The 23,294-nt window shown below is 42.3% G+C and carries 22 protein-coding genes; 2 read left to right on the forward strand and 20 right to left on the reverse strand.

Annotated elements, in window-relative coordinates:
* Nucleotides 1–204: 204 nt before the first annotated feature.
* The 7 genes from P1X15_RS11720 to P1X15_RS11750 all read right to left on the reverse strand — a co-directional run bounded on the left by P1X15_RS11720 (nt 205) and on the right by P1X15_RS11750 (nt 7,746).
* Nucleotides 205–459: a hypothetical protein gene (locus P1X15_RS11720; protein WP_277338309.1), complete on the reverse strand. Its 255-nt coding sequence runs from the start codon at nt 457–459 to the stop codon at nt 205–207.
* 58 nt (nt 460–517) lie between these two features.
* Nucleotides 518–2,524 (reverse strand): OmpA family protein, encoded by a 2,007-nt coding sequence (locus tag P1X15_RS11725; RefSeq protein ID WP_277338310.1) that lies wholly within the window; start codon nt 2,522–2,524, stop codon nt 518–520.
* Nucleotides 2,525–2,652: 128 nt separating this feature from the next.
* A complete protein-coding gene (locus P1X15_RS11730; RefSeq protein WP_277338311.1) occupies nt 2,653–2,982 on the reverse strand; it encodes an MGMT family protein in 330 nt (109 codons plus the stop codon).
* 1 nt (nt 2,983) lies between these two features.
* Nucleotides 2,984–3,562, reverse strand: coding sequence for a DUF3109 family protein (locus tag P1X15_RS11735; RefSeq protein ID WP_277338312.1), 579 nt, complete (start codon nt 3,560–3,562; stop codon nt 2,984–2,986).
* Nucleotides 3,559–5,730 carry a LysM peptidoglycan-binding domain-containing protein gene (locus P1X15_RS11740; protein ID WP_277338313.1) on the reverse strand — a complete coding sequence of 724 codons (2,172 nt, stop codon included), beginning with the start codon at nt 5,728–5,730 and terminating at the stop codon, nt 3,559–3,561. The genes P1X15_RS11735 and P1X15_RS11740 overlap by 4 nt, the downstream gene beginning before the upstream one ends.
* Before the next feature lie 20 nt (nt 5,731–5,750).
* A complete protein-coding gene (locus P1X15_RS11745; protein WP_277338314.1) occupies nt 5,751–6,392 on the reverse strand; it encodes an O-methyltransferase in 642 nt (213 codons plus the stop codon).
* A gap of 115 nt (nt 6,393–6,507) precedes the next feature.
* Nucleotides 6,508–7,746 carry a pitrilysin family protein gene (locus tag P1X15_RS11750; protein WP_277338315.1) on the reverse strand — a complete coding sequence of 413 codons (1,239 nt, stop codon included), beginning with the start codon at nt 7,744–7,746 and terminating at the stop codon, nt 6,508–6,510.
* A 129-nt stretch (nt 7,747–7,875) separates the two neighbouring features.
* On the opposite strand from P1X15_RS11750, the gene P1X15_RS11755 reads away from it, so the two are divergent.
* On the forward strand, nt 7,876–8,415 hold the full coding sequence (locus P1X15_RS11755) for an RNA methyltransferase (protein ID WP_277338316.1): 540 nt from the start codon (nt 7,876–7,878) through the stop codon (nt 8,413–8,415).
* A gap of 157 nt (nt 8,416–8,572) precedes the next feature.
* On the forward strand, nt 8,573–9,058 hold the full coding sequence (locus P1X15_RS11760; protein WP_277338317.1) for a histone H1/H5 family protein, HCT subfamily: 486 nt from the start codon (nt 8,573–8,575) through the stop codon (nt 9,056–9,058).
* Between the two features lie 5 nt (nt 9,059–9,063).
* Here the strand turns inward: P1X15_RS11760 and P1X15_RS11765 are convergent, their stop codons facing one another.
* From P1X15_RS11765 to P1X15_RS11825, 13 genes are all read right to left on the reverse strand, one after another.
* A complete protein-coding gene (locus P1X15_RS11765; protein WP_277338318.1) occupies nt 9,064–10,281 on the reverse strand; it encodes a 4Fe-4S binding protein in 1,218 nt (405 codons plus the stop codon).
* Nucleotides 10,282–10,322: 41 nt separating this feature from the next.
* Nucleotides 10,323–11,258 (reverse strand): 1-phosphofructokinase family hexose kinase, encoded by a 936-nt coding sequence (locus tag P1X15_RS11770; protein WP_277338319.1) that lies wholly within the window; start codon nt 11,256–11,258, stop codon nt 10,323–10,325.
* Complete coding sequence (gene yihA / locus P1X15_RS11775; protein WP_277338320.1) at nt 11,255–11,854, reverse strand: ribosome biogenesis GTP-binding protein YihA/YsxC; 600 nt, start codon at nt 11,852–11,854, stop codon at nt 11,255–11,257. The genes P1X15_RS11770 and yihA overlap by 4 nt, the downstream gene beginning before the upstream one ends.
* A 34-nt stretch (nt 11,855–11,888) precedes the next feature.
* Nucleotides 11,889–12,278 (reverse strand): VOC family protein, encoded by a 390-nt coding sequence (locus P1X15_RS11780; protein ID WP_277338321.1) that lies wholly within the window; start codon nt 12,276–12,278, stop codon nt 11,889–11,891.
* Nucleotides 12,279–12,293: 15 nt separating this feature from the next.
* A complete protein-coding gene (locus P1X15_RS11785) occupies nt 12,294–13,175 on the reverse strand; it encodes a serine hydrolase (protein ID WP_277338322.1) in 882 nt (293 codons plus the stop codon).
* A 99-nt stretch (nt 13,176–13,274) separates the two neighbouring features.
* Nucleotides 13,275–15,113 (reverse strand): lectin-like domain-containing protein, encoded by a 1,839-nt coding sequence (locus P1X15_RS11790; protein WP_277338323.1) that lies wholly within the window; start codon nt 15,111–15,113, stop codon nt 13,275–13,277.
* Nucleotides 15,114–15,259: 146 nt separating this feature from the next.
* A complete protein-coding gene (locus P1X15_RS11795) occupies nt 15,260–16,027 on the reverse strand; it encodes an NIPSNAP family protein (protein ID WP_277338324.1) in 768 nt (255 codons plus the stop codon).
* 80 nt (nt 16,028–16,107) lie between these two features.
* Entirely contained in the window at nt 16,108–17,154 is a 1,047-nt protein-coding gene (locus P1X15_RS11800; RefSeq protein WP_277338325.1) for a serine hydrolase, read from the reverse strand.
* 128 nt (nt 17,155–17,282) lie between these two features.
* The gene (locus tag P1X15_RS11805) at nt 17,283–19,013 is read right to left on the reverse strand and encodes a patatin-like phospholipase family protein (RefSeq protein WP_277338326.1); all 1,731 of its coding nucleotides are present in this window, start codon (nt 19,011–19,013) and stop codon (nt 17,283–17,285) included.
* Nucleotides 19,014–19,152: 139 nt separating this feature from the next.
* On the reverse strand, nt 19,153–20,031 hold the full coding sequence (locus P1X15_RS11810; RefSeq protein WP_277338327.1) for a hypothetical protein: 879 nt from the start codon (nt 20,029–20,031) through the stop codon (nt 19,153–19,155).
* 103 nt (nt 20,032–20,134) lie between these two features.
* Nucleotides 20,135–21,538 carry an NAD(P)(+) transhydrogenase (Re/Si-specific) subunit beta gene (locus P1X15_RS11815; protein ID WP_277338328.1) on the reverse strand — a complete coding sequence of 468 codons (1,404 nt, stop codon included), beginning with the start codon at nt 21,536–21,538 and terminating at the stop codon, nt 20,135–20,137.
* Between the two features lie 105 nt (nt 21,539–21,643).
* Nucleotides 21,644–21,952, reverse strand: coding sequence for an NAD(P) transhydrogenase subunit alpha (locus tag P1X15_RS11820; protein WP_028664589.1), 309 nt, complete (start codon nt 21,950–21,952; stop codon nt 21,644–21,646).
* 121 nt (nt 21,953–22,073) lie between these two features.
* Complete coding sequence (locus P1X15_RS11825) at nt 22,074–23,252, reverse strand: Re/Si-specific NAD(P)(+) transhydrogenase subunit alpha (RefSeq protein ID WP_277338329.1); 1,179 nt, start codon at nt 23,250–23,252, stop codon at nt 22,074–22,076.
* Nucleotides 23,253–23,294 lie beyond the last annotated feature (42 nt).

The raw sequence follows: 23,294 nt of genomic DNA on the forward strand, positions 1-23,294 counted from the left end.
TTTCAACTTATTTTTCGTAAATAAAAAATTAGTAACTACTTAGCAATACGCTCCGCGCGAGCGGCCCCGTAGGCTGTATGCCATAAGCTTTTTGTTAGAAAAGATTTTGCCTACTCAACGAGTACCCGCTGTGATTGCCTAAAAACATCGCAAAAAATGCTTACAGCTTAAAGCTTAGTGCCTAAGGCTATGTAGTTAAAAAAATTAAAGTCCTAATTCTTGGCGATTTATATCGAATGCTTGAGCAGACGCCTTCATGATTTCCAATACTTCATGATAGCTAAACAAGCGACCATCCAAATAAGCTTGTTCTTCAGGCTTAGCAAATGCTTTTGTGCCTTGCAAATCACGGATGTTTTGGTGCAAGGAAATGAGGACATCAGGAAAAAAATCGACAAATTGCTCAGAAGACATCTCTTGGTGTTTTTCGTTTGTGATGTAAATAACGTCTAAAACCACCAAAATTTTAGTTTTTTTCGTCTCTTTAGTTCGTAAAATAATCGTTAAGTATTGAGCTTTACTTTTTAAGAATGGTAAACTCTACTCTTCGATTTACTTTACGATTTTCTTCGGTTGTGTTAGGAGCTAGGGGGCGAGTGGGGCCATAGCCTTTGGTCTGAATTCGAGCTTGCTCGATGTTTTTGGAGATAAGATAGCGTTTTACTTCTTCTACACGGTCTTTTGAAAGCTGTACATTAGCATTGAAGTCACCTACATTGTCGGTATGGCCTTCTATTAAAATTTCCATATCGGCGTTTTCAGTCATCATTTGGGCGATTCGGTCGAGCTCAGGTAGAGACGAAGGCAAAAGGTCAAATTTGCTTTGTGCAAAACGAATGGTATTGAGGGTGATTTTTTTGCCGATTTCAATAGGGGTAAGCACTATTTCTCGTCTAATTTCGCGGTATTGGTTTTCTTGGCTCAAATCAATCGTCATACCACTGGCTTGGTAGCCTTTGTGCTGGGCGGTAAGGTTATATTGTTTTTTGGTATCTAATATCATCTTAAAATCGCCCACTTCGGGGTCGTAATCGAGGACTTGAGGTGTTTGCTTTTGCTCGGTATCTTCTACAATGACTTGTGCTTGGAGAGGCCGTTTGGTGAGTTGGTCTATTACAGTGCCTTTTAAGATGACGGTAGGATTGGGGCGGATGGGTTCGGGGAGTTTTACCCTAAAAATATCAAATTCACCTAATGAATTTTCGGACGAACAGAAATAGGCGTAAGCACCCGATGCCGGGATTGTGAAATGTGCTTCGAAGTCAAAAGTATTGAAAGCAGGGCCGAGGTTTTCGGGCTCCGACCATTTTTTCCAAGTATCATCTAGGCGTCGGCTTACGTAAATATCCATTTCACCATAGCCACTGCGGCCATTTGAGGTAAAATATAAGGTTTGATTATCGGTCGCTAAAAAGGGAGTATACTCATCGTCGGCAGTATTGATACTCACTCCCATATTGGTGGGAGAAGACCATTTGCCGTCGGTTTGTAGGAAAGATACGTACAAGTCAGAGCCTCCGAGGGTATTGGCATCTTGAAGCGATAGCACCATTACTTTACCATTAGGGCTGATATAAAATCCTGAGAATGAGTGTTCGTTAACATAGTTTTGGAGCCCTAATTGTTGCGGAAAACTCCATCCGTTGCGGTTTTTGTGACTTACCGATACTCCTTTGGATAGGGCTCCGTCTGGATGATAAATATTCATCAGCAAAGCAGTGCGGTCATCGGGCGAAATGTAGCAAATCGAGTTTTCTTGTAGATTGTTGATAGGCGACCCCATGTTTTTGGCGTATTGCCATACTCCGTTTTTTTCTTCGGCATACCATACATCATAGTCTTCTTTGGCGCGGAGGTTGCCGGGATGATCGTAACGAGTAAAATAAATCGTGTGCCCATCAGGCGAAATAACTGGGGCTACTTCGTTGGCTTTGGAATTGACGTTGGGACCTAGATTTTCTTTTTTGAGTTCTTTGGGAACATTCTTAGCTACGTTGATTTGGGCTTCCACGGGGTTTTCACTAGCTGAGATGCCAATAGCATCTATTTCGTTCCAACCGTTTACGAGCTTGGTATCTAGCACCACCTTGACAGCGGCTACTTTGTAGGTAGAAAGCTGTGGGAGCCATACTCGAAACATGCCAGCGTTGCGTTCTGAGGTCGTGTTTTTGGATTTGTAAATTTGATATTCGTTGCCTTGAGTATCATATACAAAGACTTTATCAATGCACCCTCCGCCAAAATTTTCACCAATAGCCACCTGTCTGACTGCGGTGGGTGTTTCAAAACTCACTTTGAGCCATTCTTCGCCCGCATTTGGGGAAGACGCCCGCCAAGCTGAGGCGCCGCTCTCGGCTTGGGGAAGTTTGTTGGGTTTTCCTAAAACTTGTACGGCTCGGTATTGTTGGCCACTGCCTTGGGTATACTCAGACGACATCCCTACGACTTTCGATGCCCATTGAACAGACTGCGCCTGTAGACTGCTATAGGCAAAACACACGAATAAATATGAAAATATGCGCATATTAGCTGGCTTTTTGAGCTGATGCGCATATATCGTGCCAAATCTTCGTTTTTATCACCAATGGGCAGTTGGCGGATATAAGATTAGTAGGCGTAAGCTATTAAAAAGGATTGATGCTTAGGCGTTTATCAAAGAAGTTCGTCGCTTGGATTCCAGAAGTGTTTTTTGAAGTCTATGATTTTATCCTCTTTGACCACAATGCCCTCTGCTGAAAGCAAATCCTCCATGGCGGTAGGACTTCCGAAGAAGTGTTTGCCTGACAAAATACCGTTACGGTTTACTACGCGGTGAGCAGGTACATCTGGCATTCCATGACAGGCGTTCATTGCCCATCCTACCATACGTGCACTAAGCTTAGAACCCAAAAAAGCAGCAATCGCTCCATAAGATGTGACGCGTCCCTCAGGAATCTGTCTTACTACCTCATATACATCGTTGAAGAAATTTTTGGGTTCCACTTTAAGCGGGTGATGATGATTTACTTTCGATTTTATGTACTAATTCTTGATACCAACTTTCCCCGTATTTGGTGATAAGTGGGTCTTTTAGAAATTTATAAATAGGCACTCCTAATTCACGTCCGTTGTGGCAGGCGGGTTTGCAAATATGCCAACGGTCGTAGTTGAGAGCATCAAAATGATCATATTTAGTAATTCTAATGGGGTACAAATAGCAAGAAATGGGTTTTCGAAAAGCGATTTTTCCGTCTAAAAAAGCTTGTTCGATGCCACATTTCAAAATCCCTTTTTTATCATAAATTGCGTAGGCACATTCGCGACCATTGACTGTGGTAGTGACATAGTCGCCATCTGAGTCTTGCTCATAGAGCCCTTGGGTTTCGAGGGCTTCTATGCCTTTTTGATTGAGGTAAGGTTTTACCAGAGGATAGACCTCTTCTAGTACTTCTAACTCTGACTCAGCCAAAGGTGCGCCCAAATCTCCTTCTACACAGCATGCACCTTTGCATTTAGTAAGTTCACACACAAAAAACTGATCCGCTACATCATCGCTGATGACGGTGTTGTCAATCACTATCATTGTTTTTTAATCTTGAGTTGTTGGCCTATTTTCACTCCATTATCGCTGAGGCCATTCCATTCTTTGATATCATCAATCTTGACCCCATACTTTTGGGAAATACTAAACATAGTTTCTTTGGGAGCTACGGTATGTGTCAAAAATTCTTCCTTGGTAGGTTGTTGTGAAATGGTGTTACCTACGGGTGAAATTTTAATTTTTTGTCCTACTGCAAGCTTAGAGTCAAGAGTCAAATTGTTCCAATACAAAACATCATTGACTGTTACATCATACATTTTTGAAATACTAAAATACGTTTGACCCGCTTCTACTACGTGGACGATCGTCTTAGCGCTTCCTGAGGAAGCTGGGGTAGGAGTGGTAGTTTTAGGCTTGGTTGCAGTGCTAGAAGCAGGAGGCGTAGTCGTTGACTTGCTAGTAGAAGCAGTAGTATTGTTTTTGTTAGAAGCCGCAGGGCGTGTATTATTGGTTTTAGCTTTGCTTGCTTCTTCTTCATCGTTAATAATTACTACTTTATCGTCGTCGTTTGGATTGAATGAGGGTGCACGGCGATTTGGTTTTGTAGAAGTCGAAGGTGTATTGGTTTTAGGCGAGTTTGTTGGGATAGAGTTTACATCAGTAATCTCTACTCCATCACCCGAATCAGGCAACGACTTGTTGGTATCGTTGCTAGGAGGCGTATCTGCCATTTTGGGCGTATATACTTTACGTTCAGAAGGGTTTTGAGGAATTTTGTTGGTGTTGTTATTGGCGGGAGGGTTGGAAGGCAACTCAGTAGAGGTTGAAAATGTTTCCTGCGTAGCAATCCGAGGCTGCGATTTATTGACACCAGGTCTCCATTCATCTTCTAGGGGGATTTCAATCACTTCGACGGGTGTATTTTTGGGGCGACGCTTCGCTAACCACAGCACACGACCTGTTTGGGGGCGTTGGTTACGATTGTCCATGCGATTGTATTTGACCAAATTTTTGATTCTTATTCCATAAATCTGCGATACTTTCCACAGCGACTCTCCATCACGTACGGTATGAAAAGGTACGGCTGCTTTTTTGTTCTTTTTGGCTAAATAATAGACGCTACCCGGCACGATAGGGTCGCGCTCAGACATATCGTTGTACCGCAAAAAACTACTGAAACTTACTTTCGCTTTGCGAGCAAGGCTTTCGATATTGTCGCTGTTGTCGGCCATAATACCAGGTAAACCGTTGATTTCGTATAAAAGCAGGCTACTACTATAGCCTTGAGCCCGATTCAAGATAGGAAACCCAATGTCTTTTTGGGTAAAATTGTCACGTTGATTAGGTGTTTTCAACGAAGCCAAGCGGCTACGGGTATTAGAAAGTTGATCGTTGTTGACGGGAATAATCAACGAATATTCTTTATCAGAAGGAATATCATTGCCAGTAACCCAGCGGTTGTGAGTACGTAATGTGACTTCGTCAATTTCAACCTCAGATGCAATAGAGGCCAAGGTACGTCCGCTCGCTTTAGGGTATTCAAGAAGGGCGATAGTATTGGGTGATTGATAGCGGTCTATAGAAGATTCAATAGCGATTTTGTGGGCCAAAAATCTCAAAATATAGCGATCAGACTTTCCATTAAGTTGGACTTCTCTGGCATATGCCCACTCCGTAGGGATAGTTTTGCTAATGCCACCTGCTCCTAAATAATAAGAATAAAGAGACGCAATCCAGTTGTTGAATTGGATGTTGCTTTTTTTGAGGTATTGAGCAGCAGCACGGGTAGAAGAAATGATGTTTTTCCGTTCGTCTACTTGGTCATTTACGCGAAGACCATAATCGACGGCTGTCTCTTTTTTAAACTGCCAAAAACCTACTGCATTAGAAGCAGACACCGCATCAGGCTGTAAGCCGCTTTCTTGTACTGCCAAAAATTTAAAATCTACCGGAACATCCTCATCAATCAAAACACCTTCAATAAGCGGGAAAAACATGACGCAACGGTCGAGTTTAGCATCCCAAAATTTTTTATTGCCCAATAGCGCCTTTACATCAGACTGAATCACGGCTCGGGCGTCTTCGTCTAGTTGGATATTCATACCTGCAAATCCCACACTACGAGGGATGGTAGGGATGGTATTTTGTGCCCACAGTAGAACTACCGAGTAAAGAGAAATTAATGTGGTTAGGGTGGCGATACGTTTCATCTTTTTCGTTCTGCTAAATGTTAGTGTTTCCAAGCAATCAGAAGGCCGTCTCTAATAGGAAGAAGGATGTTGCTGACGCGTGAATCTTGATGAATTTTTTGATTAAAATCTAAAAGTGCTTGAGTGTCTTTGTCTATTTTCTTATCAGTTTGCGCTACTTTTCCACTCCAAAGAACATTGTCAGCAATGATTACTCCACCTTTGCGAACTTTGTCAAATACCAAGTCATAATACAAGCTATAGTTGAGCTTATCGGCGTCTATAAACACTAAATCGAAGGTGTCAGATAAAGTTTGGATTTCTTCGGCGGCATTCGCGATTCTAAAATCTATCTGGTGGCCGAAGGGGGAATTATTAAAAAACTTACGGGTAAAATCATATAGTTCTTCATTGACATCAATCGTAACCAATAGGCCATCATCACTGAGTCCTTCTGCCAAACAGAGAGCTGAGTAGCCTGTGTAAGTCCCGATTTCGAGGATGCGACGCGGGCGTATCATAGTCGAAAACAGCGACAATAATCGACCTTGCAAATGCCCCGAAAGCATTCGAGGTTGAAGTACTTTAGCGTGAGTTTCACGATTGAGTTGTGCCAGTAGTGGGCTTTCAGCCGACGTATGTGCCAGCGCATAAGCTTCTATAGCTGCAGGCAAAAAATCCATTCAGTACATTTTGTTTCAACAAATATAAACGAAAAAGAAGCAAAATTGGGTATAAAGAGGCTATTTTTATCGTACGGCTACTATTTGTATGAAGCAATAAATGTACTAAGAAATTTTACTCAGCTTCGGGCAAAAAAGTAAGAGTACTCCAGTGGCGCTCGTCAAACATCTCTTGGGCAATGTCTTGTAGTTGAGAGGCTTGTACGGCTTCGATTTCGGCAAAAATTTCGGGTAAAGAATCCACTTTGCCGGTGTCTAAGATACTTTTGGCCATCATCAGCATAAAACTTTGATTTCCTTCTTCCGACATTGCTAGTTGCCCCATTAGTTGTACTTTCAAATTGTGTAACTGAGTAGTAGTAAGGGGTTTTTCTCTTAGTTGGCGTAGTTCGCGGTAGATAAGGGAAGTTGCTTTATCAAGATTTTTGGGTTCTGTTCCAAAAAACACTCCCAAAAAACCAGTATCTAAATAAGGTGAATAGTTGGCTTCTATCGAATAAACAAACCCGTATTTTTCGCGCAGGGTCATGTTGAAACGCGAATTGAGACCTGGCCCACCGAGCAAATTGACCAGCATAAAAAAGGGAAGACGCTTATCGTCCATGAGGGCATAAGAAGGTCGTCCCATGGCTACTTGGGCTTGGGTCATGCCGCGGGCTACTTTCAATGATTGAGGCACGTAGATTTCGGGGGAAGTACGGACGCGTGTGGTGGTGCGGTGCGGCAAATCATACAAATACTTTTCGGCTTGTTTGATGGCCTTCTTAAAAGGAAGATTACTTACCAATGATACCACGATTCGTTCGGTATCAAGGTTTTCGGAAATGAAATTTTGAAAATCTTCTCTTCTAAAAGAATTGACACTTTCGGGCGTCCCCAGGATATTACGCCCTAACTGATGATTTTGAAAAACCACTTCATCAAACTCATCCTGAATCGCATCTTCGGGAGAGTCGTAGTACATGGCCATTTCTTCTAGGATAACTCCTCGCTCTTTTTCGATTTGTTTTTCGGGAAAAATCGAGTGAAATGCAATATCAGACAAAAGCTCGATCGCTTTGTCGCTGTGCGATGCTAGCAACGAAGCATGAAAACATACTTTTTCTTTGGTAGTATAAGCATTAAGCTCACCGCCCACCGTTTCGAGACGATTGATGATGTGGTACGACTTGCGTTTTTGGGTACCTTTGAAAGCCATGTGTTCCCAAAAATGCGCTAATCCTTGTTGGTGTGCTTGTTCATCTCGACTACCAATGTCGAGCATAATGCCCCAATGGGCTATTTGGGTATGGGGTACTTGTTTGTGTACGACACGAATGCCATTGGGCAAAGTGTGTAAGCGGTATTCTTCCATTCTACGTTTTTAATCACTAGTACAAAGGTAACAGTTTTTGACGGATGCTAGTTTCCGACTGTGATATTCTGCCTACTTTTGTAGCTTCAGACTCTGTGTCAGAATTTGCTAACTTGTAATTTTTCAAAAATGCCTCCTCGTAAATTGTCTATGGATGACCTCAATCGATTGTCGGTTGAAGATTTTAAAAACGTCGAAAAAAATCCCTTTGTATTTGTATTAGATGATATTCGAAGCTTAAACAACGTAGGATCGGTTTTTCGTACCGCCGATGCTTTTAGGGCCGAAAAGATATATCTCTGTGGGCTTACCGGTACGCCGCCGCATCGGGATATTACCAAGACCGCCCTCGGAGCAGATGAGTCGGTAGAATGGGAACATAGCTCGGATGCGCTCACCCTTATTCAAAAATTAAAATCGGAAGGTTACAAAATCGCCGCTTTGGAGCAGGCTCAGGGAAGTGTAATGCTCAATGAGTTTGAACCACTTTTGTTAGAAAAATATGCTTTTGTGCTTGGGAATGAGGTGTTTGGGGTGAGTGATTTGCTTATCGAACAATGTGATGTATGCCTGGAAATTCCGCAGTTTGGTACCAAACATTCCCTCAATGTATCGGTAAGTGCCGGGATTGTGGCATGGGATTTTGTTTCAAAAATCCTGAAAAAATAAACTTAAAAATGAGCCTATACTTTGGTAGGAATGAAAAATAACGGAACCTTTGGCAATTTTTTGCTTCACTTTTTATACTTTAACATACACAAAAGACTCTGGCATGTTTGGGTGTCAGGCTTTCTCTCAAAAATCAATTACATAAAACAGTATTAAGATGAAATCAGACAAGAAAAAAAGCACAAGTGAGATTGCGGAGAAAATTGCGGCCGCGATTGTGGGCGAAAGCACCTCTAAAAAAATTGTAAAGGCTATCAAAAAGACCGCTGAAAAGTTGGCTAAAAAGTTAGAAAAAATAAAGAAAAAAGAAACCAAAAAAGCCGACGAAGAGGCTAAGAAAAAGGCGAAAAAAGAAAAAGAGAAGGATAAAAAAGCCAAGATCAAAAAATCAGATAAAAAACCGAAGGAAGGAAAAATTAAAGATGTGAAGGAAAGCACGCCTGTGGAGGTACCGACCGAAGCAGTGGAAGCAACTCCCGAGAAGGCAGAAGAAGCTTCCGAAGCCAAGCCTGCTCCCAAGCCAAAAGCCTCTAAACCAGCACCTGCGGCGGCCTCAGCTCCTAAGCGTCCAAGTACTAGAAAAACCCCCACAGCACCAAAAACGGCACCCACTAGCGACAAAGAAACGAACCCTGAGGGGTAGCCTGATTACTCTTCTTTTTTAGGCTTCATGGTAGGCTTAAACACCGGTTTGGGACGAGGTATTTCTTGTTCTGAATCGGTGTTTTTATTTGCTGCTTCCAAAGAAGATGCCTCGTGATTTTCAGTGCTTTTTGTTTCAGTAGCGGGTTTTTTAGGGACAAAAACAGGTTTTGGTTTTGGAGCTGCCTGTGGGGAAGCGTCGCTGTTCTCGACTGTAGTTTCAGTAGCGGGCTTTTTAGGGACAAAAACAGGTTTTGGCTTTGGAGCTGCCTGTGGTGTATTGTCGCTGTTCTCGACTGTAGTTTCAGTAGCGGGCTTTTTAGGGACAAAAACAGGTTTTGGTTTTGGTGCTGCTTGTGGGGAAGCGTCGCTGTTTTCGACTGTAGTTTCAGCTGCGGGTTTTTTAGGAGCAAAAACAGGTTTTGGTTTTGGAGCTGCCTGTGGTGTATTGTCGCTGTTTTCGACTGTAGTTTCTGGTACAGACTTTTTAGGAACGAATGCTGGTTTTGCTCTAGGTGTTGCTGGCGGAGCTATTTCGTTAGTTTCCTCAGTCGTTTTACTTTCGGTAGTGGGAAGAGTTGGTTTAGGTGAAGGTCTAAAAGCGGGTTTTGGTTTGGCCGCTTCGCCCTCTACAGAAGTGGCTTTGGCGGCAACACTTTGTTTTTTCAATTCCTCTTTTTCTCGTACAAACTGCTCGTACAAACTCTTCTTCTCTTCTGCTTGTTCGGGCGTCAGATTAGAATAGTGATAATTCATATCTTTGACATCAAACTCACTGTAATCAAAGGTTTTGGTCATCGTAAGGCATTCGGTAGGGCATACGGTAGTACACAAACCACAATAACAGCATTTTGCCATATCGATGTCAAATTTGGCGGCATAGAGGCGAATCGGAGAGCCGTCGGATGCTTTCCCGATTTCGGCAGTGGCTTTGATAGGCTCAATGTCAATACAATCCACCGGACATACCTTGGCGCATTTGTCGCATACAATACAGTCGTCCATTTCGTTGTGAAGACGATAGCGACCATTGTCAGGAATAGGCATCGATTCAAAGGGGTACTGTAGTGTTACCATACCATTTGACTCGTTGAAATAGTCTTCTTCGCGGATATTGTTTTGACTACGACGGCGGCGCGCTTCCCACAAATGCCTGAATGTGAGTTTCATGCCTGCCAAAGTGGTACGAATACCTTCGCTGATATGTTGGAAATAAGTTTTCAATAGAAAGGAGATTGATATAGACCTAAATTGGGGTAAATGAGTTATTTCTTGTTACCGAGTTTTTGAAGCCAATTCAGAAGTCGTTCGACATCGGCGCGTAAAAAGAGCTGAGTACCTTCGTTCATAGTAGCAGCCGACCCACACGCGACCCCCCATTGAAGCATCTCAAAATAAGATAATTCTTGGGTAAGTGCCCAGGTCATGCCAGCTACCATACTATCACCTGCACCTACAGTACTGCGCTTTTGAACGGGCGGAGCGGGTACGTGTTCGACCAAATCTTTGGTAATGAGCATTGCGCCTTTAGGCCCCATCGATACAATTACTACCTCGCATTTACCCTCGCCGATGAGCATACGGGCGGCATCATCTACGTCGTCCATTTCCAGTTTGGAAGCTCCTACCAGCGCTTCTAGTTCGCCGATATTGGGTTTTAACAAAAATACACCTTCATCGCAGGCCGCTTTTAAAGGCTCGCCCGAAGTATCAAGAATAAGCCTTGCACCCATTTTTTTTGAAATCGCCGCTACCTTTTCGTAAAAATCTACTTCCATCTGAGGAGGAAGGCTACCGCTTGCCACTACGTAGTCGGCCTGCGATTGGGCTAGGGTATCTAAAAAAGCTTGTTTTTCGGTTTCTGTAAGTGGGGCACCGGGCATTCCAAAGCGGTATTGGGCATTGGTAGAAGTTTCGGCTACGATAAAATTTTCACGTGTCCATTGCTGAGTCTTTACTACTTTGGTCTCAATTTCCTCTTGTTTGAGCAGCTCTTCGAGATGCTGACCTGTAGGGCCGCCTGCGGTAAAAATAGCTAAAGAATTGCTCCCCAATCTCCTCAATCCTTTGGATACATTGATACCACCACCACCAGCGTCAAAACGCGGATTGTCACAGCGGAGTTTTTGCTCTGGAATGAGGCGGTCGATAGACGTACTTTTGTCAACGGCCGGATTGATGGTGAGGGTGGTTATTTTCATTTTGGTAATTGATTCCACTCGTTGATTTGTTGGAGGATTTCTTCACGGCCCTGATTAGCAACTGATGATGTAACAAAAATTTGGGGTAAATCTACCCACGTTTCTAGCAAGGTTTTTTTATAATTTTCGAGATTAGTTTTAAGCTGAGCGGCGCTCAATTTGTCAGTTTTTGTAAAAACTAGTGCAAACGGAATACCTTGAGTTCCCAATTTTTCTATGAATTCAAGATCTACTTTTTGAGCCTCAATACGACTATCAATCAATACAAAAGTACAGACTAGACTTTCGCGCTTGAAAAGATAATTGTCAATCATTTCGCTCCATTTTTTTCGGTCGGCTTGCGAAACTTTGGCGTAGCCATAGCCGGGTAAATCTACCAAATACCATTCGTTGTTGATATTAAAATGGTTGATTACCTGGGTTTTGCCGGGCGTTGATGAGGTCTTGGCCAAATCGCGACGCTGTGTGAGTGAGTTAATCAATGACGATTTGCCTACATTCGAACGCCCAATGAAAGCATATTCAGGGCGGTCAGGGGCGGGACATTGCTCATTGTTGGACGAGCTTTTGACGAAGACAGATGTTTTGATTTTCATAGCACAAAATTACGAATAATCTACACGAGATAGTTCAAATTTCGTAAAACTCAATCGGGAGGTCGTCGGGATCGGCTATAAAAAAGAAGAATTTTTGGGTAAATTCATCTTGTCTTATTTCTTCACAAGTAACTCCTGCATGGAGGAGCAAAGTATGGGTTTGATGAATGTTTTCTACTTTGAAAGCCAAATGTCGGAGTCCGGCTGCTTCGGGGCGGGAAGTACGAGCAGGGGGATTGGGAAACGAAAAAAGCTCAATTTGATACAGACCATTGACCGCCAAATCCAATTTATAGGAATCACGCTCTGCTCTATACACTTCTGCCATGACGGTCAATCCCAGTATTTGGGTATAAAAATGTTTAGAGCGAGCATAATCGCTACAAATAATGGCTACATGATGGATTCCCTGAAGTGAGAGCATACAGTAGAAAATAGTTTATTTGACAAAATCGTAAATCATTTCGGATACTTCGGCCATTGCGTTGACACCCACTTCGGGTTTGGTTAGTTTTTTAGAAAGCAAAACCAAGACATACGCCTTCCCATTGGGTAAAAACACAATCCCCGAATCATGCCTTACGCCAGTGATAGAGCCAGTTTTGTGGGCTACTTTGGCATGAGAAGGAAGGTGTTTAGGAATCATTTCGTTGAATTTTTGATCCAAAAGTATTTGAATCATTTTATCGGAGGCTGTGGGTGATACAGCTTGTTTTTGGGCTATTTTTTCAAAAATAAGCATCAAATCATAAGCCGTTGTGGTGTTGCTGAGTCCCTTTTCAAAGGCTTTGGTATCTTCTACGCCTCTCAGCACATTTATATCTTTAGCACCTAATTCACGCATGAATTGATTGGCATTTTTGGCATCCACTAAGTCAATGAGAATATTGGTGGCCAAATTGCTACTCACAATAATCATCTGATAAGTAAGGTCATAAATGGTCATTTTAGAGCCAATTTTTTTATACATATCATCTGCACTATCATCGCTGATATCGAGCTTAAAAGGGCTACCATCCACAATACTTTTAAATTCATTTTTGACCAAAATAGAATCGCTTAAATTGAATTGTCCGGCTTCTGCTTGTCTAAAAACTTCCATCATCACCGGGGTTTTCATGGTACTTGCCGCATGAAAATTTTCTTTTTCGTTGATAAACAACGTTTGCTGGGTTTGAAGGTCTTTGAATGCAAGTGCAAAGTCACCTTCTATTTGGCTTAGTTTGGATACAATGCTTGTGCGCAGTTGGTCGATAGTAGGCTTTTGGGCAAAAGAAGGAAGGCCTAGCCCTAGTAGCAAGTAGTATAGAAAGTGTTTCATAATTGACGAAGCATGTTTTTAAAAAATAAACATAGTCAAGTTTAGCTCATACTTGTAATTTATTTTGAGAAAACTTGATGAATTTGACCTTAAACATGACTACCGCTGAAGCATAACAGAACCATAGTGCCGTTGTATGTTGTTGGTTTTTAGGTTTTTATATTCAAAAACATAGGTGTAACTATCGAGAGGGCATAGCGTATTTTTAAAGAAGCCATCCCATTGTGGTTGAGGGCTTTCTTCGGTATAAATTGGAAGCCCTAATCGGTTATAGATAGTGAGCTTATGGGGAATTCCACCCGTGATGAACAAGTGAAATGTATCATTGATGCCGTCGCTATTGGGGGTAAACACATCCGGAGCAAATACTCTCACGCCGCACTGTTCTATCGTTACCTGCACCGAATCGGAGGCTGAGCAAGAGTTTTGAATGATGTGTAAGGTGTAAGTACCCGTTTGGGAGACAGTAATAGAAGGAGTAATGGCACCCGACGACCAAGCATAGGTATAAGGTGCACTAGGATTAGGGCTGGTGATAAGAGGACTTACTACTAGGCTTTCACCTTCGCAAAGTGTTGTATCTTGCCCTAATTTTACGGTAGGAGAGGCAATCACTTCTATGGTGCGTGTAGCTTCGCAGCCTGCTTCAGTACTTACCAAAACTTCGTACTTATCTGGCTGCGATACCGAAATGGCCGGGGTCGTTTCATTGCTGTGATTCCAGAGATAGCGGAGATTTGGCTCAGAAGTACCTGCGTCCAACACAAGAGTCAATCCTGTAAAGCATAATTGTTGATTGGGGGCTAGGCTAGGGGGCTTGCCTGCTATTACTTCAGTAGAGGTTTTGACGTTACAATTACCCTTAGAGAGCGTAAGGTCATATTGTCCGGGTTGATTGACTGTAATTTTGGGGATAGTTGCACCCGTTGACCATCGGTATCTGACGGCAGTATCTTGTGGCGTGAAAGTAGGTGTAATCTCTACCGTACGTTTGGGACAAATCTCTTTCGGAGAACCAAAGTCTACTTTGGGGAAAGGAACTACCTCCACTCGAATCGTGTCTTTGACGGTGATTCCACAGTCGTTGCGGTAGCTGACCGTGTAGGTAGTGGTTTGGGTAGGACGTGCTATAGGGGTACGGGAGCTAGGAGCTGAGAGAGATGTGGTAGGAGTCCACTGATAAGCTCCGTCGGAAGAAGGGCGTCCAGTGAGGAGTACATCTTGATTAGGACAAATGTCTTTGAATACATTTTTAAGTACCGCTTCTTTCTTTAGGCACACGGTTTGGATGTTGTAAGCACCGCCTGTAGAGCCTGAGATACCCCACCATACTTCGGGTTTGCCGCTAAAAATATCAGTTACAATGTCTTTGTTGAGTCTTAGACGTAGTTGGCAATCAAAATACACTTCTAGCGTAAGTGTTTGGGAATCCCACCGAATGTTTACTAAATGGTTTTTTCCGTCCTCGATATTGGGACTAGTGGCAGAGGCGGATACTGGGCCTTGTAGATTGTGAGGGGTAAGATGATTGACGGAGCCATTTTGAAGAATCGCCATGTGGTCACTTGCAAGATCACCTACGCCACTACCATTGTTATAGGTATCAAATTCGACTCCTAAAGAAGGTGAAATTCCAGCAAAGCCTAGCCCCATCCCCGAACCTCCAATGACATCTTTCCCCCTTGATTGCATAATAAAAGCCATGCCATCCGCACCAGCGTCGTTACTGCCAAAATTGATGATAAATTCTAGGTTGAGAGATTGGTGGAGATTTAATTTCTCTTCGTACCATACTACCCCAAATTGATTGGAACGCGCATCTGTGACGCGGTAGCATTCGCTGTCGATGGGGCGAGCATCTTTGTAAGTATAGTAAGTTTGGGTAAAAGCAGTAACTGCGTACAGAGAAAAAAATACAAAGAAGATGAAGTTTTTCATTTTTGCCGCTCAGTTTCTGTTACACTTACCTACCCACCAAAAATACGGAATCTGAGCAAAACCATGAAGTAAATGAGAATTTAAAAGGTTGATAGACTCAAATTTTTATACTTTAGTCAATCAACCTTCTAAATATTTCACCTTCTTTAAATCTGTGAATAGGGGGTCGGTTCTAGAAAAATACGTTCAATCCGCGATACTGTATTGGCGTATTCGGGCGCTTGGGAAAGTTGTTTCCAGTCAGGGTCAGCGCTGAACTTGGCCCAATTGGCGTTACGTTCTTCCATGTCCTTGAATGTAAGCATATAAGTAAGGCAAGGCAAACGATGTCCGATAAGTACTTCTCCAAAAAACACAATGTTGAGTTTAACTTTGTTGAAAATTGCGATTTCTCCCTCATTAAACATCTTGATTTTGCGTCTGACAGCATCTTCGCTGAAGCCCTCGTACGTTCGTAATTCCAAAATACGCGGCTCTTTGGGAGGAGTAGCTAAAGTAGGCATCCCGTCAAATGCCACCATCAGAGAGCTACTGATACGGTCATAAATAGCCTTGTCGGGCAAAGTTTGATGATAAGCTTCACTGGCTTTGAGGTAGTCGGCATCGGTTTTGAGCTGTTGTTGAATTTGGAAATATGTCTCTTGAGAACTATGTACTAGTAATAAATGGAGTTTGGCAGGTTCATCCTTTCCTAGTTCTTTAAAAACTCCCACCTGCTTCACACCGAGGCGATTGAGCGCCGGAATGAGTGCATTTTGAAGATAGGTTTCTAGACGAGGCATACCTCCCATTCTTAGCTCAAATGAGCGCAATTCATAGATTTCTTTTTGTTTTTTAGGAGAATGAGCTAACACAGGTGAGGCAGCGCCAAGCCCCAAAAGAGAGGATGTAGCAATAAATTTTCTTCTTTTCATGATGATTGTAGGTTATCTTAATCCAAAGTTTGGACTAGGCCGTCTTTACCTACACAATGTCAAAATCTATGAATCGAAATTTATTTTTCTATGGCTTGGCGTATGAGTTCTCTGATTTGAAGACTTGTAGCATTGCTTTGGCGGGGTTCGGTTTTGGTAAAAATAATCCCTGCTACTTTGTTTTTAGAATCCTGCCAAGGATGAGTTCCAAAAAGCCCAGGACTACTTGTTTCAAGGCCGTTGTCAGAAGCATCTACTACGTCGCGCCAGTTGCCGATACCATACCGCACCACGGAAGTAGGATGAGACGAATACAGATTAGAAGGATAAGGCGTACCTTCTATGACTGCCCCTCGGGTTTGGTCTTTTAGCATTTCTTCGACGGCGCTTTCGCTCAAAACGCGCTTGCCATTGTAAGTGCCTTTGTTGACAATCATCTCTAAAAATTTGAGATAGTCGCCTGCGGATGTCCAAACACCACCTGCGATGAGGGGATTTTTGAGGCTGCTAAGGATATAAGTGGCTTTCATATCGCAAGGAGTGGCGATTTTTTCATTGAATAGCATCTGCCACGATTGGCCTGTTACAACTTCGGCGATGCGTCCTGCAATGTGCATACTTGCACTTCCATAATTGAAAGTAGTACCAGGCGCATGAATCAGCGGTGTATAGACGGCGATAGAATCTACGGCTTCGGCAAAAGTCAAATCTGTTCGGTATTCATACTTTTGGGGCGAGTCGCCCGCAAAGCCTGCGGTATGAGAAAACAACTGCCGGATGTTGATATGTCCTTTACCATATCGACTAAAAATAGGTAAAAACTTACCGACTGTATCGTCCAGACTTATTTTTTTGTCATCTATCAGCGACATCATCACCGCCCCCGAAAGCCATTTGGATGCAGAAGCTATCAGACGGCTATCGGTGGCAGTGAGATTAATGCCTTTTTGATAAATGAGTTTCCCATTTTTAGAAACCAGCACGACCACATTGTTCTCATAAGCTTCCACGCTTTTTTCAATCAGGGCATCGACTGCCGAAAAATCGTAGGTGTCGGGTTGGACAGTATCCGTTGTTTTACAAGAAAAAATGGAAGTAAGGAGAGCGTAAGTCAATAACTTTTTCATGGTTGTATCTAAGCGTTAATAGAAACTTGAGTCAAGGCTTGGATACAAACACAGGAGTAAAGTTTAACGGACGAAATATTTTTTGTGAAAATGTACGAATCACTCTTTTGGACAAAACATACAGGTTATTAGACCGACGGTGAAAGGTCAGAAATTAATCTATGGTCTTGTAAGTCTGTGAATGTCATTTGTTTTACGGTTTTTGTGACAAAGTTAATACCCAATATTTCAAGAAAGTTTATGATTATATTATCAGGCGTATTACCATCCCAAATAAGCTTGATACGGTCGGCAAGTATACCTTCATAGCTATCAATTTGATCTTGAATGTTTTCGCTTGTATCGGTAGGCCATTCGGGAAAAGGTTCGGGTTTTTGTTTTTGGCCAGTAGCGGGGTCGATATCGGGGATGATGGGGAAGAATCCGTCTTCAATGAGAAAGCTGTTCTTAGCATTTGGGCTATAAGCGCCTTCAAAACAGGGGTTTTGGGTATCGTGAGGTATTTTAAAATGATTTTGTAAAAATCGCTGGCAATTGAGCCTTCCCAATTGGAAGTCATGGGTTCGGTATTTTAGTCTTAAAAATCCACTAAATCCTCCCAATGCTCCACTTGCGACTGCTTTTGCACCTACTATTTTTTCGCGTATTTCTCCTTCTATATACCTTACTGGCGCGATTAAAAAACGGCTAAAATCCTTGTTTGATTCGGCAGCAATTAGGTCTTCTTCTTTGAAAAGGGGCTGCATCCTGAGAGCTTCGTACAAGCCCACTACAATTTCGGGGAGAAGAATTCTATCTTTTGGAACTAGAATTTTGTTACGTTCTGTACTTGGAAAGGGATCTATCATCAACACCGTCCCCGTCATATCTTGGTGATTGCTATTAATGCGAATATTACGGTCGGTTAGAAGTTTTTTTGTGACGTCAAAAGGCTCATTGTTAAGCATTCCGCCGTCGGTATTTACGGTTTCAATGATTGCGTCATCGTCAAAAGTTTTTTTGTTGGGTGGACCAATGAGCGGATTCTGATTAAGAAAAATGCCTTTCCTGCTCACTTTGCGCCAACGTAAGCCAATAGGAAACGCACCCGTCGCCATCGCTGAGTCTCGCAGGGTTTTAAGATTGGGTGTATTAGGATTGTTTTTCTTAAAACTTACTGGAATGCGTCCATCGTTTTTGTAAGCGTCGTCGGTGATTCTAAACAAGGCATAATCGCGATGGTTGTAAGAAATATAGGCGCTATCATTTTCTAAAAGGTTATTTTTATTTATAAAATCAAGAGGAATGTTTTTGGCTTGACTATCAGTCCCTTGAAAGAATATTTTGCTTACCATTCCGGTCAAATTACTCAATGTAAGACATACTTCTGGGTCAGGAGCGATGTAAGGTTTTTTAGCCAGTGACTGATAATGCTTTGAGGAGATATTGATAATCTTGTGGGCTATTTGGTCGATAAAATCCGAATTAAAAATCGAGGTGGCACCGTGTTCGGCTAGGTCAGTATCTGAGAGCATGATGCGGAGCATATCGTCAGCGATGAGTTTGACCCACGCCTCGTAAAGTTTATTTTCTGCCGTAAAATTTTGATAGCCTCCCGTTTTTTCGTTGACATGCACCGTCCGTTGGTCCGACAACGCTGCCAGAGCAATAGGTGCGGTCATTCCCCCAGCGGATGTACCTGCCAATACATCAATGACCACTGTATGTTGTGGAATATCTGGAAGGTTAGATATTTTTGCTTCCTCCCAACGGTCGAGAGCTTCTAGCAAATAATCCATGACACCAGCGGTGTAGGCTCCGGCCGAAATGGCACCCGCCATACAAAGACCGAGATGAAAGGTTTTATCTTGGGTTTTCATGAGATTTTGGGAAAAGGAGAGGATTAAAAAAGAAAGTTTTTTAATCAAATTTGCATAAAAAAATACCACTTGATAAGAAATATTTATCAAGTGGTAGGAATAAAAATCATTGCCTTAGGTGGTAATGAGTATTTGATTTTCATTTGTTTTGCTCAATAATTTTTTGAGCATTTTTGTTCTTAGGATTTAAGGCTAGAGATTTTTTATATGCTTTTATTCCTTCTTCTTTTCGATGCAGCAGAAGCAAACATTCGCCAAGGCTATCGAAAGTATTGTATGCATCGGGATAAAATTGGGTGTTGAGTTCAAAAATCAGGAGTGCATCTTTTGGTTGGTTAGTTTTAAGGAGTTCGTACCCAAAAATGTTAATACCATTCTCATCTACTTTATAATCACTTAGCAAGCCTTTTTTATGTTCTTCTTTTATAAAATCAAGGGTTTGCTCAATAGATTTGGATTGCTGATAGAAACTGAGTATGCTCTTTAAATTCATTTCTCGTTCTTTGATTTTTTGCTCAGCAAGAGTTTCTACTCCGTAATAATCCCGGTCTTTATCAGTGACTTGGCTAGAGTCTATTTTATATCTTTCCCATTTGGCATCAGGTCCCATTTTTATGTATTGAGTTCCATAAATTTGGGGTTTGTTGCGACTCATTAGTTCTCGGTCAATGGCGGCTGCCAAAAGCCACCGATTGATAGTGGTATCAAGGTTGATAGCTGTACGCATGTGCTTAACAGCCATGCCATAGGCTACAGAATCTTCCCCATGTTGAAAAATCATAGCAGAGTGATAATAATCTTTCCCAGTCTTGACAGCTCCAGCTTTAATCAATTCATATACTCTTTTTTCGCGCATACGGTCTTTCTTTACTAATTCATCCCAATTGATATTAGAGACCGTTCGTGCTTTTTGGTCTTCTTCATACATTTTTTTTAGCTCTTCATTATCACTAGTTTGGGCTTGGATATGAAGCACTGAAAAACAAAGTAAAATGAAATAATAGCCAATAATTTTCATGCTGGTTAATTTAGTTGATGACTTTAGAATAGCCCCTAAAATACAAAGACCATTCAATAAATGGCCTTTGTGTAAAATAATTTATAGCTGTGAAATTAAATATCTACATCCCTTTCAACTCATTGACAACCTTGGTGATAGAATCTTTGGCATCTCCAAAAAGCATAAGGCAGTTTGGATAATAGAAAAGCTCATTGTCAATCCCCGCATAGCCCGCTGCCATGGAGCGCTTGCTTACAATCACGGTACGCGCTTTGTCGGCGTTTAGGATAGGCATACCGTAGATGGGGCTTGCTGGATTGCTACGAGCGGCAGGGTTGACGACGTCGTTGGCACCTACTACAAATACCACATCGGTAGTAGCAAATTGGTCATTGATTTCTTCCATTTCTACTAGTTTGTCGTAGGCCACATTCGATTCAGCCAAGAGTACATTCATATGGCCGGGCATCCTACCTGCTACGGGATGAATAGCGTATTTGACTTCTACTCCACGGCCTTCAAGCAGGGCTTCCAGTTCGTGAATCACATGTTGGGCTTGTGCTACGGCTAGTCCATATCCAGGTACTACGATTACCTTTTGGGCATAATTCATCAAAATGGCCACGTCCGAAGGGGTACTACTTTTAACTGCCCCTCCCGCAAAACTGCTTGTGTCGCCACCACCCTGGCTACTACCTCCACCGAATGAACCAAAAATAACATTGGTAAGGGAGCGGTTCATGGCGTTACACATCAAAATCGTAAGCAGTGTCCCAGCCGAACCTACCAAAATCCCTCCCGTAAGCATGACTTGGTTGTCGTACAAAAATCCTCCAAATGCCGCCGCTACTCCCGTAAAAGAGTTCAGCAAAGAAATCACAACAGGCATATCAGCTCCGCCGATGGGAAGTACAAACAAAATACCGTAAAGTAGAGACAATACAAATACGGTATAAAATAAAGCTGCTGAAGGATGTCCTATGGCAATATAAACGCTTAATCCTAAGATACTTAATAGTAGCACAATCGTCAATATGTTTTGAGCAGGAAGTTTGAAGGTTTTCTTCATGATTTCTTGCAGCTTGGCATACGCAATGATACTGCCCGAAAATGAAATACTTCCAATCACTAAACCTGCTACAATCGTGAGAATGGTAGCAGGAGAGGCCTCAGGATGCATATGGCCAAATTCAACCAATGAAATCAGAGCTGCACAAGCTCCTCCCATACCATTGAAAAGGCTCACCATTTGGGGCATGGCGGTCATTTTTACTTTTTTTGCTGAAATCCAGCCAATCACTGTACCTATGGCAATGCCCCCGAAAATCCAACCATAATTGCCGATGGATTCTCCATCTTCGTTTTTGTGCATAAAAATAGTCCCCAAAATGGCGATTGTCATCCCTGCGGCGGCTAGAAAGTTGCCATTACGGGCTGTTTTGGGGCCAGAAAGCATTTTTAATCCAACGATGAAAAACACCGAACCTAAAAGGTAAATAAGATATAACCAATATTGTTGTAGCATTTCAGTTGTAGATTTGGCCACTATTGCCCTTTCTTCGCTATGTTTGAAAAAGAAGTAAAAAGTGGTTAGGTTTTAGGTTGATTTTGTGGAGAGAATGGCAAAAAGTTATTTCTTTTTCTTAAACATTTCCAACATTCTATCAGTGACTACGAAGCCACCAACTACATTGAGGGTGCCCAGAATAACCGCCAAAAAGCCCAAAATAAGTGCTGGCCAATTTCCTTCTTCGGCATGACCCATGACTATAATAGCTCCAATGATTACCACCCCATGAATTGCATTTGCACCTGACATGAGAGGCGTGTGGAGGGCAGAAGGAACTTTTGAAATGACCTCAATTCCGACAAAAATGGAAAGAATAAGGATATAAATCAGTTGGATATTTTCTCCAATAAAAGTGATGATAGAATCCATATGTTTGTGGCACGGGCATCCTGCCCGTTTTTAAAAATGATTTGATGACTAATAAACTTGGCACTCAGGTAGTTTGATTAGTTTTTTATTTGGTGACGACAGACAGGATGTCCGTACCACATTAACCCAAAATGCTTTTGGTGAAAGTGTGGATTAGTTCGCCTTTATGGGTAATGAGGCTTCCTTTGGTGATCTCTTCGTCAAGCTCCCATTTAAAACCGTCTTTATTAGCCAAGTGCAACAAAAGAGTACTGATGTTTTTGGCGTATAAATCACTGGCATTGGTAGCAAGTAAAGCGGGCAGATTGGATTCACCAATGATTGTAACGCCATTTTTGACGACAGTTTGGTTGGGTTCACTCAAGGCACAGTTACCGCCCGATTCTACCGCCATATCCACAATCACGCTTCCTGTTTTCATGGATTTTACCATTTCTTCTGACACCAAAATAGGAGCCTTTTTCCCCATTACTAGCGCCGTGGTGATGACCAAGTCAGCATCTTTGATGCGTTGTTTGATGAGGTCTTGTTGTTTTTGTAAAAACTCCGCTGAAACTTCCTTCGCATAGCCTCCTTCCGATTTGTTGGCTTCCATGCCTTCTACACTCAAGAATTTTCCCCCAAGTGATTCAACTTGTTCTTTGGTTTCGGGGCGTACGTCTGTTACTTCTACCACAGCCCCCAATCGCTTAGCTGTTGCAATAGCTTGTAAACCAGCTACGCCGGCTCCAAAAATCAAAACCTTAGAGGGCTTGATAGTACCTGCAGCGGTCATCATCAAGGGAAAAATCTTACCCAAGGCATTGGCTCCTAGTAGTACCGCCTTATAGCCTGCTAGGTTGGCTTGAGAGCTAAGGGCATCCATACTCTGGGCCTTCGTAGTACGAGGTACGGCATCCATGCTAAAAGCCGAAATCTTTTTTTGATTCAAAACTTTTACCAAATCTGGCTGCGTATAAGCATACAAAAATGAAATAGCAACTGCACCTTCGCGCATTTGTGCCACTTCGTCTTGGGTAGGTGCATTGACTTTGAGAACCACATCGGCATCGCTTAGCAGTTGGGAAATGTCTGCTATAACGGTAGCTCCTGCATTTTCATAATCAATATCTAAAAGAGAAGATTTTTCGCCAGCGCCGCTTTGAACGGCGCATGTAAAGCCAGCTTTGAGAAGAGACTTAACAACATCAGGTGTGACCGAAACCCGCCTTTCAAAGGCTTTTGTTTCTTTTAAAATCGCTATTTTCAAAATCAGGATGGTTTTTAGGAATAAAATGCCAAAGTATAGGACTTTATCCATTTAAACAACATCTGTACGGGGTTTTTTGCAAATAAATGTAGT

It is taken from the genome of Runella sp. MFBS21, assembly GCF_029433105.1.
Lineage (GTDB): Bacteria > Bacteroidota > Bacteroidia > Cytophagales > Spirosomataceae > Runella.